This is a genomic window from Streptomyces sp. NPDC032198 (assembly GCF_040636975.1).
GTDB lineage: Bacteria > Actinomycetota > Actinomycetes > Streptomycetales > Streptomycetaceae > Streptomyces.
In genome coordinates this window covers 57276-70226 of the sequence record NZ_JBEZVL010000003.1, presented here as the reverse complement: position 1 = coordinate 70226, position 12951 = coordinate 57276, and the positions used below count along the sequence as shown (strand labels likewise).

The 12951-nt window shown below is 73.5% G+C and carries 8 protein-coding genes; 6 read left to right on the top strand and 2 right to left on the bottom strand.

Annotated elements, in window-relative coordinates; genetic code table 11:
- Nucleotides 1–39: 39 nt before the first annotated feature.
- The 4 genes from AB0E78_RS08485 (at nucleotide 40) to AB0E78_RS08470 (ending at nucleotide 6920) form a co-directional block, all read left to right on the top strand.
- Entirely contained in the window at nucleotides 40–3207 is a 3168-nt protein-coding gene (locus AB0E78_RS08485) for an alpha-mannosidase (protein ID WP_361829659.1), read from the top strand.
- A gap of 80 nt (nucleotides 3208–3287) precedes the next feature.
- Nucleotides 3288–4997 (top strand): hypothetical protein, encoded by a 1710-nt coding sequence (locus AB0E78_RS08480; protein WP_361829657.1) that lies wholly within the window; start codon nucleotides 3288–3290, stop codon nucleotides 4995–4997.
- A complete protein-coding gene (locus AB0E78_RS08475; protein ID WP_361829656.1) occupies nucleotides 4994–5854 on the top strand; it encodes an ROK family protein in 861 nt (286 codons plus the stop codon). The genes AB0E78_RS08480 and AB0E78_RS08475 overlap by 4 nt, the downstream gene beginning before the upstream one ends.
- Before the next feature lie 31 nt (nucleotides 5855–5885).
- Nucleotides 5886–6920 carry a LacI family DNA-binding transcriptional regulator gene (locus AB0E78_RS08470; protein WP_361830409.1) on the top strand — a complete coding sequence of 345 codons (1035 nt, stop codon included), beginning with the start codon at nucleotides 5886–5888 and terminating at the stop codon, nucleotides 6918–6920.
- A 17-nt stretch (nucleotides 6921–6937) separates the two neighbouring features.
- On the opposite strand, the gene AB0E78_RS08465 is transcribed toward AB0E78_RS08470, so the two are convergent.
- Entirely contained in the window at nucleotides 6938–7555 is a 618-nt protein-coding gene (locus tag AB0E78_RS08465) for a CGNR zinc finger domain-containing protein (RefSeq protein WP_361829654.1), read from the bottom strand.
- A gap of 130 nt (nucleotides 7556–7685) precedes the next feature.
- Nucleotides 7686–8810, bottom strand: coding sequence for an NADH:flavin oxidoreductase (locus AB0E78_RS08460; protein ID WP_361829652.1), 1125 nt, complete (start codon nucleotides 8808–8810; stop codon nucleotides 7686–7688).
- A 278-nt stretch (nucleotides 8811–9088) separates the two neighbouring features.
- On the opposite strand from AB0E78_RS08460, the gene AB0E78_RS08455 reads away from it, so the two are divergent.
- Together AB0E78_RS08455 and AB0E78_RS08450 are read left to right on the top strand one after the other, a co-directional pair.
- Entirely contained in the window at nucleotides 9089–10183 is a 1095-nt protein-coding gene (locus tag AB0E78_RS08455) for a diaminopropionate ammonia-lyase (RefSeq protein WP_361829650.1), read from the top strand.
- Between the two features lie 76 nt (nucleotides 10184–10259).
- Nucleotides 10260–12863 carry an AAA family ATPase gene (locus tag AB0E78_RS08450; protein ID WP_361829649.1) on the top strand — a complete coding sequence of 868 codons (2604 nt, stop codon included), beginning with the start codon at nucleotides 10260–10262 and terminating at the stop codon, nucleotides 12861–12863.
- Nucleotides 12864–12951 lie beyond the last annotated feature (88 nt).

The window sequence follows — 12951 nt, the reverse complement described above, 5'->3', positions numbered from 1 at the left end:
GAGCCGCCGAGAACCATCGAGACCAGGAGAGAGAACCGCATGACGACACGGGCCCTTGTCCGCACCACCGACTGGGACAACGACCGGATACGCGACAGCCTGCGCTCCTCCGTCATCACCGCGGAGGGCAGCCTCGGCGGCAGTGCCCTTCGGTTGACGGAGGAACCGCTGCTGCGCAGGGCGCCGGACGGCGACGGCCTCACGCAGTCGCTGCGCGTCGAAGCGGTCAACGGGTCCTTTCTGCCTGCCGAGTTGGCCGTCCGAACCGAGTCCGGTGCCGCGCTGCCCGTCGAGCGGCTCGCGGGCCCGGGCGGCTCCGTACGCCTCTTGGTGCCCGCCGTCGACACCGAGACGCGCCTCACCGTCTGCCTGCCGGACGCCACCGAGGGCATTGACGTCCGCCTGACCCCGCAGCGCCGCTGGACCCTCCACCTCGTCCACCACTCCCACCTCGACATCGGCTACACCGACCCCCAGGGCCACGTCCTCGCCGAGCATCTCTCCTTCCTCGACTCCTGCCTGGAGCTGACCCGGGCCACCGACGACTGGCCCGCCGAGTCCCGATTCCGCTGGTGCGTCGAGTCGCTGTGGTCGTTCCGGCAGTGGGCGGACGCCCGGCCCGCCGAGCAGGTCGAGGAGTTCGTACGACGTGTGCGCGAAGGACGCATCGAGCTGACCGCGCTGCCGTTCAACCTGCACACCGAGACCTGCTCCACCGACGAACTGCACGAACTGCTGCGGCTCGCCCACGACGTGCGCGAGCGCCACGGCGTCACGTTCACCTCCGCCATGCAGACCGACGTGCCGGGCGCGGTCGTCGGCCTGGTCGACGCGCTCTCCGCCGCCGGGGTCAAGTACCTCTCGGTGGCGCACAACTGGGCCGGCCGCTCGGTGCCCCACCTGGTCGGCGGCGAGAAACTCCCGCGGCTGTTCCGGTGGCGCGCCCCCAGCGGCAACAGCGTCCTCGTCTGGGTCACCGACACCCCGCACGGCCTCGCCTACATGGAAGGACCGCTGCTCGGCTTCGACACCGACTACGCGGACGTCGACGACCTGCTGCCCGCCTATCTGACCTCCCTGGCCACCCACCCTTACCCCTACCGCGGCGGCATCTTCGGCTGGGCCATGGACCAGGCCGAGGTCAAGCGCGAGCCCTACCCCTGGGACGTGCTCCACCTGCGCGTCCAGGGCAAGTTCGGCGACAACGCGCCGCCCCGCCGCATCATCGCCGACACCGTCCGCCGCTGGAACGAGACCTGGGCCCACCCCCAGCTGCGGCTCTCCCGCAACGAGGACTTCTTCACCGACGCCGAGGCCAGGCTCGGCGACGCCATCCAGACCTTCGAGGGCGACTGGACCGACTGGTGGGTCGACGGAGTCGGCTCGGGGGCGCGGCCCCTGTCCCTGGCCCGCACCGCCCAGTCCGTGGTCGCCGACGCCCAGACCATCGGCACGTTCGCAGGACTCCTCGGCGCCACGGGGGCGGAGGAAGACAGCGCGGACGCCGCCGGGGTCTACGAGGCGGTGTCGCTCTTCGACGAGCACACCTGGGGCGCCGGCGACCCGTGGACCCACGGCGACGAGGGAGGCCACTCCGGGGAGCACCAGTGGCACTGGAAGTACGGGCAGGCGATGCGCGCGTACGACGACGGGAACGCGCTCCTGGGCAGGGCGAGCGCCCGGCTCGGCCAGCGGCTCGCGGCGGCCCCCGGCGCGGCGGCGACCTACCACGTGATCAACACCTGCTCCTGGCCGCGCACGGACGTCGTGCGGATCTTCCTGCCGGAGAGCAGCGTGCCGCTGGAGCAGCCGGTGGCCGTGCGCGACGCCCGCAGCGGGCGCCGGATCGTCCACGGGGAAGAGGCGCAGACCAACGACGACCACCGGGACGCCGGGCGGTTCCTGGTGGTGCGCGTGGCCGAGGTGCCGCCCGCGGGGTCGGTGCGCCTGGACATCACCCCTGACACGGCGCGGACCGCCGATCGGTCGTCCGCCACGGTCGTGAAGGCCGCCACCGGCTGGAACCCCACCGGCGGCACCGAGCGCGAGGACCCGGCGCGGACCGCCGCCGCGGCACACGCCCGCCCCGAACCGACGCTCCTGGAGAACGAACACCTCGCCGTCCGCGTGGACCTCGCGCACGCCTGCATCGCCTCGGTCGTCGACAAGGCGACCGGCCGCGAACTCGTGCGCCCGGACGCGACCGTCGGTTTCAACGGTTACATCCATGACAGCTACACCACCGCCGGGGCCTTCAACCACAACTCCAGCCGCACGACGGCGTCCGACCGCCTCGAACACCTCGGCGTCCGCGCCGTCGCCCCGCCCGCCGCGCTCATCGCCCGCCACTCGACCGTGACGGCCGAGTCGATCACGTACGAGACGCGTCCTGCGGGAGCCAACCGGCTGCGCACCACCCTCACCCTGCCCGTGGGCGTGCCACGCCTCGACATCGAGAACCGGCTCGACAAGGACAGAACGCTGGGCAAGGAGAGCGCCTACTTCGCCTTTCCCTTCGCCTTCGACGAGCCGGTCGTCCGGATGGAGGCATCGGGTGGACTTACGGGCACCACCCTTCCCGTGGTGCCGGGTTCGGCCCTGCACATGCGAGCCGTGCGCCGCTGGGTGACGCTCGCCGAGGACGGGCTCGCGGTGGCCTGGTCCACGCAGGACGCGCCGCTCGTGCAGTTCGGCAACATCGCGCTGCCGTACGCGCCCTTCCCGAAGACCATGGGGCACGACGAACCCGCGACCGTCTTCTCCTGGATCCACAACAACCTGTGGGACACCAACTTCCCCGGCGAGCAGGGCTTCGAGTTCACCTACCGCTACAGCCTCGCCTGCGGACCGGCCGCCGACGGGCTCGGCCCCCGGACGGCGGCGGCCTGGAGCCGCCCGCTGCGAGCCGTCCGGGCCAGGGGAGCGGAGGGCGGCGGGCAGGCGTCGCTCGCCTTCGCCGAACTCGGGGACACGCGCGTCCGCCTGGTCGGTGCCACCACGCCGGGTGCCGGCCAGGTCCTCCTCCGGCTGCAGTCCTTCGCTGAGGAGCCGGTGGCCTGTCCGGTACGGGTGCACTTTCCGGTGGCGGCCGCTCACAGCGCGGACTACCTGGGCACGGCGGCCGGTGAACTCGCTGTATCTAAGGGCGCGTTGACAGTCGACATCCCGGCCCTCGGCACGACCGCGGTGCTGCTGACACGGCCCTGAACCCGCAGCGAAGACCCTCTGCCAAGCCCCGCCCACGACGAACTCCGCACGAAGAAGAACCTCCGCACGAAGGAGCACGCGTGTACCGGCTCGACCCGCGCTACCCCCCGGCACCGGGGGCCGTACTGGCCTGCGGCTGGGATGCCGTGGCCGCCCAACTGCCCACCGAACCCGCCATCGTGGCCGTCGAAGGGCCTCCGGCAGCCGACTGGGAGACCATCGTCGCGCGGCTCACCGCCGCCTGCCCCCTGCCCGTGCGCACCCTCGACATCCGTACGCGCTACGCGCCCCCCGCCGTGGTGCGCCGCCGCACCATGAGCGCGCCCGACGCCGACGACCCCTACTACTGCAGGCTCGCGGAGAACCCCCTCACCGACCTGTTCGACGAACTCCCGCAGGACGACGGCTGCGCGGACGGCCTGCTGCTTGTGTACGGTCCCGGCGCCTCTCTGGTCCTGCACGACGTGCTCTGGTACGCCGATCTGCCCAAGCGGTACGCGGAGTCCGCGATGGCGGCCGGGGAGGGCAGCAACCTCGGGCTGCCGGGCGAGGGGGCCGAGTTGAAGCGGCTCTTCTACGTGGACTGGCCGATGCTCGACCGCCACCGGGACACGATCGCCCGCCAGCTCGACGGCTGGGTGGACGTGCAGGATCCCGGACGCCCCGTGTTCCTGGACGGGAACGGCCTGCGGGCGAGCTACGCCGCACTCGCGCGGCAGCCCGTGCGCACCAGACCAGTCTTCAACTCCACGCCCTGGGGCGGGCATTGGGGGCAGCGGGCGCTCGGCTTCAACCCCGGCGCACGCAACACCGCGCTCGGCTACGAACTCATCGCCCCCGAAGCGGGCATCCTCATCGGGGACGGCCCCGAGTCCCAGGCGGAGGTCCCCTTCCAGCTCCTGTGCGTCCTGCACCCCGACGAGGTGCTCGGCCCCGAGGCGCACGCCCGCTTCGGCACGTCCTTTCCGATCCGCTTCGACTATCTGGACACCGTGGGAGGCGGCAACCTGTCGGTGCACTGCCACCCCAAGGAGCCGTACATGCGCGAGCGGTTCGGCTGGCACTACACCCAGCACGAGACGTACTACATGACGCTCGGCGGTACCGACACCCGCGTCTATCTCGGCCTGCGCGAGGACACCGACCTCGCCCTCTTCCGCAAGGAGATCGAGGAAGCCGCGCACGACGGGGTGCCGATGGACCCCGCGGACCACGTCATGACGTTCCCTGCCGAACAAGGCAGGCTCTTCATGATCCCCGCGGGCACCCCGCACGCGAGCGGCGCCGGAAACCTCGTACTGGAGATCAGCGCGACCCCGTACCTCTACAGCCTGCGCTTCTACGACTGGCTGCGGCCGGACGTCGACGGCAACCCGCGCCCCCTGCCCTACGAGCACGGCCTGGCCAACCTGGAGACGGAGCGGCGCGGCGCCGCCGTGACACGCGACCTGGTGCAGGAGCCCTACGTCCTGCGGCGCGGGGACGGCTGGCGCGAGGAACTGCTCGGCGCGCTGGACGAGATGTTCTACGAGGTGCGGCGCTACGCGCTCGACGCGGACGCCGTCGCCGCGGACGACACGGCGGGACGGTTCCACGTCCTGAACGTGGTGGAGGGGGAGGGGGTCACCGTGCTGACCTCGGCGGGAGAGCGGCACACGCTGGCGTACGCGGAGACGCTGACGGTGCCCGCGGCGGTCGGCGGCTACCGGCTGGAGTCGCGGGGCGGCCCGGCGAAGGTGGTGAAGGCACTCGTGCGTGACCGCCGTGCCGCGAGCGCGGGGCACACGTGAGAGCCGTCCTGGAGATCGGCGGCACCCACGTCACCGCCGCACTGGTCGACCCGTCGCACGCGCGGGTGAGCCGTCGCGTCCGGCGGCCGCTCGACGCGCGGGGCAACGCCGAGCACCTGCTCGGCACGGTCGTGCGCTGCGCCGGGGACCTGCAGGTGCCCGCCGGTCAGGTGTGGGGCGCCGCCGTACCGGGACCCTTCGACCACGAGAAGGGCATCGCCCGCTTCGAGGGCGTGGGGAAGTTCGACGACCTGTACGGCATCGACGTGCGCTCGGTGCTGCTCGACGGGGTGTGGCCGCGGCCCGCGGACGTGGTGTTCCTGAACGACGCGCACGCGTTCCTCCTCGGAGAGGCGAGCGCGGGAGCCGCGGCCGGCCACCGGCGCTGCGTGGGGATCACCCTGGGCTCGGGGGTGGGGTCGGCGTTCCTCGCGGACGGCGTCGTGTGCAGGGACGGGCCGGGGGTGCCGCCCGAAGGCCGCCTCGACCTGATGCGCTGGTCGGGCGCGCCGCTGGAGCACACCGTTTCGCGCCGGGCGATCCTCGCCCGCTACGGCGGTGACCAGGGCGTGGACGTGCGGGACGTCGCCGAGCGCGCGCGGCGGGGCGAACGCTGGGCCCGACAGGTCCTTGACGAGGCCCTCGCCGCCCTGGGTACTGTCCTCGCCCCGTGCGTACGCGACTTCGGGGCGTCGGTGGTCGTCGTCGGCGGCGCCATGGCGCTGTCCTGGGATGTGGTCGGCCCCGCCCTGCGCACCGGCTTCGGGGATACTCCGGTGAGACCGCGCCCCGGCACGCTGGGCGCGGACGCGGCGCTGATCGGGACCGCCGAGTACGTCCGGGCTGCCGGGAGGTGAGGCGATCCGCCGGGAAAGGAGACACATGACGATGCCCGAACCGCGTCCGCCCATGGACGGTCCGGCCACGCTGCGGGACGTCGCCGAGCGGGTGGGCGTCAGTGCGATGACCGCGTCCAGGGCCCTGCGCGACGACCCGCGCGTGCTCCCGGCCACCCGGGAGCGCATCCGCTCCGCCGCGGCGGAACTCGGCTACCGGCCCAACGAGGTGGCCCGCAGCCTCCGCCTGGGACGCGGCACGGGCCTGGTCGGACTCGTCGTCACGAACCTGGCCAACCCGTTCTACTCACGGTTCGCCCTCGGTGTGGACTCCGTCATCGCGGGCGACGGCTTCAAGACCGTCATCGGGAACACCGGCCAGGACCTGGACGCCGAGCGTGAACTCGTCGCGGACCTGGTGGCCCGGCGCGTCGACGGCATCATCGCTGTCCCCGCCGCGGCGGATCATCGCCATCTCGCCGCGGCGGCCGCCGACGGCGTACCGGTGGTGCTCGCCAGCCGGCCGCCCGAAGGATTCGACGCCGACTGCGTCCTGGTCGACGACTTCGGCGGGGCCCGCGCCGCCACCGCCCGGCTGATCGTCCGCGGCCACCGCCGCATCGGCTTCCTCGGCTCACCGCCCGCCGTCTACACCGGCACCGAGCGCCTGAGGGGGTATGCGGCCGCCCTCGCCGCCCATGGCATCCCCTTCGACGAACACTACGTACGACAAGGGCAGACCGAGCCGCGCGAGGCCCGGCGGGCGGCGGCCGAACTCCTGGCGCTGCCGGAGCCGCCCACCGCGCTGTTCTGCTCCAACAACCGCAACACGATAGGGGCGTTCCGTGCCCTGCGCGCCTCCGGCACCGACACCGCGCTCGCAGGCTTCGACGACTTCGAACTGGCCGACGCGCTCGGCCTGCCGCTCACCCTCGTCGCGTACGACAGCGATGAACTCGGCCGGGCGGCAGGCAGGCTGCTCGCCGACCGGATGCAGGGCAGGGAGTCCGACCCGGGCAGGAAACCGGCGCCGGGCCCCGCGCGACGCATCGTGACGCCCACCAGCCTGGTGGAGTACGGCAGTTGACGGTGGCTCAGGACTCTTCAGGCCTGGGGGTCCGGTGCCGGTTCCGCCTCGGCGCCCGCCCGGCGGCGTTGGCGCGATGCCCGCAGGTTCGCGGCGTTCCCGCAGCCTCGGGTGGAGTGCCAGACGCCGCTGTTGTTGCGGGAGCGGTCGTAGAACGCCCTGCCGCACTGTTCGTTGCGGCAGATCTTCAGGCGCCGCCACTCACCCGTGGTCTGCGCGAGCAGCGCCTCGCACAGGATGGCGGACGTCAGCCAGCGCCAGCCCTCGCCCTCCGGCTCGGTCGTCAGTGCGGCGTCGCCGTGCAGGTTGACCTGGAGGGCACAGGAGGTGAAGCGCGCGGTCTCGCCGCTCGTCGTGCCGCATCGAGAGAGGAGGGCCCGGCGCATCTGCTCGCGCAGCTGCCGCAGTCTGGGCAGGTCCTCTTCGGTGAGGGTGAGCCGCACCGACGCGCGCCCCGTGCGCTCGGCCCAGGTGGGCAGCGCCACGGAGACCCAGGTCTGCGCGGCGGTCACGTCCCCGAGGAGATCGTCCTCCTCCGGACGGCAGGAGGGCACGGTGTTCAGGAGGTCCTGCACGAGCCCCAGGCCGCCGGGGACGGCGGTGGGGAAGCAGCGCTCGGTGGCAGGCCAGGTCATGGGCATATCGTACGCGACGGCGGGTGACAGCAGCGTATGACTTTGGCTACCGTCACGGCGGCTACGGCTCCGGACGTCACCGCGCGTACGGTCCCCGCGGTACCGGGACCGTACGCACAGCGGCTGTCGCTCAGGCCAGGCTCGTCAGCAGCGACTTGTCGAACGGCGTCGCGTCGGCGAGCCGGTTCTCCAGTGCCTTGGCCGCCCACTCCGGGTCGGCGATGAGGGCGCGGCCCACCGCCACCAGGTCGAACTCGTCGCGCTCCAGGCGGTCGACGAGCGGGTCGATGCCGGTGGAGGCGGACGGCGGCGCCCAGCCCTCCGGGCCGATGAACTCCTGGTCGAGGCCTACCGAGCCCACGGTGACCACGGGCAGGCCGGACACCTTCTTGACCCAGCCCGCGAGGTTGAGGTCGCTGCCCTCGAACTCCGGCAGCCAGTAGCGGCGGGTGGAGGCGTGCAGGACGTCGACGCCCGCCTTCACCAGCGGGGCGAGCAGGCGCTCCAGCTCCTCGGGGGACTGGGCGAGCTTCGCGTCGTAGCTGCCGGCCTTCCACTGCGAGAGGCGGAAGAAGATCGGGAAGTCGGGCGAGACGGCGGCCCGTACGGCCGCGACGAGCTCCGCGGCGAAGCGGGTGCGGCCCTCGAGATCGCCGCCGTAGCCGTCGGTGCGCCGGTTGGTGCGCTCCCAGAGGAACTGGTCGATCAAGTAGCCGTGCGCGCCGTGCAGTTCGATGCCGTCGAAGCCGATGCGCTCGGCGGCGGCAGCGGCCTCGGCGAACGCCCGGATCACGTCGTCGAGGTCATCGGCCGTCAGCGCGCTGCCCTTCGGCTCGCCGTCGAGGCCGATCGCGGAGGGGCCGGCCGGGGGAGCGGACGGCACCGGGCCCTTGCCCTCGTCGCGGGTGATGCCGACGTGCCACAGCTGAGGAATGATCTTCCCGCCCGCCGCGTGCACGGCGTCGGCCACCTTGCGCCAGCCTTCGAGGGCGTCGTCCCCGTGGAAGCGCGGCACCCGGTCGCTCGTACCGGCCGACGCGTGACCGACGTACGTCCCCTCGGTGATGATCAGGCCGACACCGGCCGCGGCCCGGCGGGCGTAGTACTCCGCCACGTCCGCGCCGGGCACGCCGCCCGGCGAGAACTCGCGGGTCATGGGGGCCATCACGATGCGGTTGGGCAGGTTGAGGCTGCCGACGCTGAAGGGGCGGTCGAGGGTCTGGGGGGTGCGCGCGGTCTGCGACGGCGAGGTCATGCGTCCTCCTGGCAGGGGATGAGGGCTCGATCTCCGACGATCGATGACGTAAGCGTACGCGCTTTACTCATGTCGCTGAGGAGAGGGTCCCGTGGCGGGTGAGAGGGGGCCCGGCCGGAAGCGGGTACTGGACCGCGGGGCGAGGGTGGCCGCAGGCTGGCCGGATGCCTGAGAACACGGAGAACCGTGAGAATCGTGGGGCCCCTGAGAACTGCGGAGCCCCTGAGAGCTGCGGGGCCCCTGAGGACCGCGGAAACCCTGAGAACGCAGAGAAGCCGGTGGCCTGGTTCGCCCGCCCCGCCGCCCGCGCCTGGAGCTGCCCGCCCGAGCCCGCCGAGGCCCAGGCCTTCCACGCCTCACTCCCCGGCTACGCGACCACCCCGCTCCACGAGCTCGCCTCCCTCGCCGACGAGCTGGGTGTGGGCCGGGTCTTCGTCAAGGACGAGTCCGCGCGCCTGGGGCTGCCCGCGTTCAAGGCGCTCGGCGCGTCCTGGGCGGTGCACCGCGCCCTCGCCGAGCGGGCCGCGAACAGCGGGGCTCCGTCGGGTCCTGTCACGCTGGTCACGGCCACCGATGGCAACCACGGCCGCGCGGTCGCCCGGTTCGCCAGGCTCCTGGGCCAGCGCGCCCACGTCTTCGTGTCCGGGGGAGTGCACCCGGCCGCCTCGGCGGCCATCGCATCCGAGGGTGCCGAGGTCACCCAGGTCGCCGGTCCCTACGACGACGCCGTGCGCAGGGCGGCCGACGCCGCGGCGGACGGGCCCGCCACGCTGCTCGTCCAGGACTCCGCCTGGCCCGGTTACGAGCGCATCCCCCGGTGGATCGTCGAGGGCTACTCGACCCTGTTCACCGAGGTCGACGCCCAGCTCGCCGCAGCCGGTGCGGGGCCGCCCGACCTGGTGGCCGTGCCCGTGGGCGTGGGCTCGCTCGCGCAGGCCGCCGTCACCCACTACCGCAGCCGGCCCGCCGGACGCCCGGCCCCCTCGCTGCTCTCCGTGGAGCCCGAGGCCGCGCCCTGCGTCATCGAGAGCCTCACCCGCGGGGAGCTGACCGGCGTCGTCACCGGTGACACGGCCATGGCGGGACTGAACTGCGGCACCCCCTCCAGCCTCGCCTGGCCCTACCTCCGCTGCGGCATCGACGCCGCCGTCGCCGTCACCGACGCCGCCGGCGCGCGAGCGGCCCGCGCGCTCGCCGCCCTCGGCGTCTCCTCGGGCCCCTGCGGGGCCGCGCCGCTCGCCGGAGTCCGGGCCGCGCTGACGGGTGCCGGCGCAGAGGACCGCCGCGCGGCGCTCGGCCTCGGCCCCGCATCCACCCTCGTACTGCTCAGCACGGAAGGCGCGGACGCCAACCCGCACCACCAGGAGCCCTGATCCGTCGCCGGGCCGCCGCTTGTCGAACCTCCGTACGGGCGACGGAAAAACATGATCGCGTGGCAGAATTTCCCGCGTGGACGGGGGGATCCTCGAGCGGGATCGTGAGCTGGCTCGACTGACCGCCGCCGCACGGGAAGCGGCCGACGGGGCGGGTTCGGTGGCGCTCGTCTTCGGTGAGGCCGGGATCGGCAAGTCGAGCCTCGTGAACGCCCTGCCGGGTGCGCTGTCCGCGCAGGCCAGGGTGCTGGTCGGGCAGTGCGACGACCTCGCCACGCGGCGGCCGCTGGGCCCCTTCCGTGACCTTGTCGGCAGTGTGCGGACCGAGCTGGCGCAGGCGGTGACCGAGGGCGGCGACCGGCACCGGGTGTACGACGCGCTGCGGGCCGAGCTCGGTGACCCGCCGCATCCGACGGTCCTCGTCGTAGAGGACGTGCACTGGGCGGATGAGGCCTCTCTCGACGCGCTGCGGTTCCTGGTACGCCGTGTGGACCGGCTGCCCGCGGTCCTTGTGCTGACCTTCCGCGACGACGAGCTGGGCCGCGAGCATCCGCTGCGGCACCTCCTGGGCCAGGTGTCGAGGGCGGCGCGCGTGCACCGCGTCCCGCTGGCCCGGCTGTCCCGCGACGCGGTGCGCACCTTGAGCGCGGTGAGCCGCCTCGATCCCGCGCAGGTGTACGCCGTGACGTCGGGCAACCCCTTCTACGTGGCCGAGGTCGTCGCGGCGGGCGGCACCGGTGACGTGCCGCCGACCGTGGTCGACGCCGTCCTCGCCCGGCTGCGCGGCCTCGACGACGCGGCGCGCGACGCCCTCGAACAGCTCGCCGTGGTCCCTTCGGCGGCCGAGCACCCGCTGGCCGACGCGCTACTGCCCTACGGGGTGGACCAGTTGACCGCGGCGGAGCGGCGCGGCCTGCTCGTCGTGACCCCGGAGCGTGTGATGTTCCGGCACGAGATCATCCGGCGGGCCATCGCCGACTCGCTGCCCTCGGCGCGGCGGATCGAGCTCAACCGCCGGGTGCTCACCGTCCTGGTGGCGCAGCCCGGCGCCGACGCCTCCCGCATCGTCCACCACGCCGCCCAGGCGGGCGACCAGGACGCCATCGCGCGCTACGGACCCGACGCGGCGAGGGACGCCGCACGCACCGGTGCGCACCGCGAGGCCGCCGCCCAGCTGCGGCTCGTCCTGCGACAGCGCGACCGCTACGGACCGGCCGAACTCGCCGACCTCCTGGAGCGGTTCGCCGTGGAGAGCTACACCATCGCCGACTCACCGGCCGCCGTCGGCGCCCAGCGGGAGGCCGTCGCCCTGCGCCGCTCCCAGGGCGACCTGCGGGCACTCGGCGCCGATCTGCGCTGGCTGTCGCGGATCCACTGGTGGGCGGGCGACGCGGACGCGGCACAGGAGGCCGCCAGGGAAGCCATCGACGTACTCGAACAGGCCGGTGACGAGCGGCTGTTGGCGCTCGCGCTCAGCAACACCTCACAGCTGCGCATGCTCTCCGACCGGTATGTCGAGGCCATCGGCTACGGCGAGCGCGCCATCACCCTCGCCCGGCGCACGAACGACGCGGCGATCCTCTCCCACGCCCTGAACAACGTGGGCACCGCCCGCTGGCGCGGCGGCGATCCGCTGGGGCGACCGCAGTTGGAGGAGAGCCTGGCCGTCGCACTGAAGGCGGGCGAGGCCGAACACGCCTGCCGCGCCTACGCCAATGTCATCTGGACCCTCCTGGAGAACCTCCGGTTCACGGAGGCGGACCACTTCCTCGGACCCGCCATGGAGTTCGCGGACCGCACGGAACATCTGGGGTTCCTCCGCTACCTCCAAGTGGAGCTGGCGCTACGGCAGTTCGCAGCCGGAAAGTGGGACGAGGCGGAGAAGCACGCCGAGTCCGGTGACGCCTACGAATTCCCGCCCGCGCGCTGCCCCGCCCTGACCGTCCTCGCACGGGTACGGATCCGGCGCGGCGCGGAAGGCGGCGACGAACTCCTCGGACGGGCCTGGGAGGTCGCCGCGCGCACCCAGGAACTCCAGCGCACCGCCCCGGTCGCGGCGGCACGGGCGGAGGCCGCCTGGCTGCGCGGCGACCACACGGCCGTGGCCGACGCCGTCGGCCCCCTGTACGCGCAGGCGCGCGGCCTGGCGGCCACGCCCTACCGCGCGGAGCTCGGCCACTGGCTCGCCAAGGCGGGGCACCCCGTCCCCGCGGACGGCTCCGACCATCCGTACGCCCTGCAGGCCGCCGGGCAGTGGCGCCGGGCGGCCGAGGCCTGGCGGGCGGCGGGCTGCCCCTACGAGCACGCCGCCGCCCTCGCGGAGAGCCCGGACCCGGCGGACAAGCTCACCGCGCTCGCCGCTCTCGACGCCCTGGGCGCCGAACCCCTGGCCCGGCTCGTCCGCGCCGACCTGCGCGCCCTGGGTGTCGCCCGCATCCCGCGCGGCCCGCACGCGGCGACCCGTCGCAACCCGGCAGGGCTCACCGGCCGCCAGCTCCAGGTCGGCCGGCTCCTGGCGGAGGGCCTCACCAACATCGAGATCGCCGGCCGGCTCTTCCTGTCCGTGCGCACGGTCGACAACCATGTCCGGGCCGTCCTGGAGAAGCTCGGCGCCCGCACCCGGCGCGAGGTCGCCGCCCGCGCCGCGCAGCTGGGGGTGGAAATCGGCCGCGAAAAGTAGGTAACCGCGACTGTGAGCTGGGTGGCGGGCACGGATATCGGTGCGCCCCGGGCAGCACTAGAAAGGGCGGATCGGGATGTACCGATCC

What these genes read in the sequence shown, in the direction of transcription:
- AB0E78_RS08485 (WP_361829659.1), top strand. Translation starts at nt 40, where the DNA reads ATGACGACACGGGCCCTTGTCCGCACCACCGACTGGGACAACGACCGG.
- AB0E78_RS08470 (WP_361830409.1), top strand. Translation starts at nt 5,886, where the DNA reads ATGCCCGAACCGCGTCCGCCCATGGACGGTCCGGCCACGCTGCGGGAC.
- AB0E78_RS08465 (WP_361829654.1), bottom strand. Translation starts at nt 7,555, where the DNA reads ATGACCTGGCCTGCCACCGAGCGCTGCTTCCCCACCGCCGTCCCCGGC.
- AB0E78_RS08460 (WP_361829652.1), bottom strand. Translation starts at nt 8,810, where the DNA reads ATGACCTCGCCGTCGCAGACCGCGCGCACCCCCCAGACCCTCGACCGC.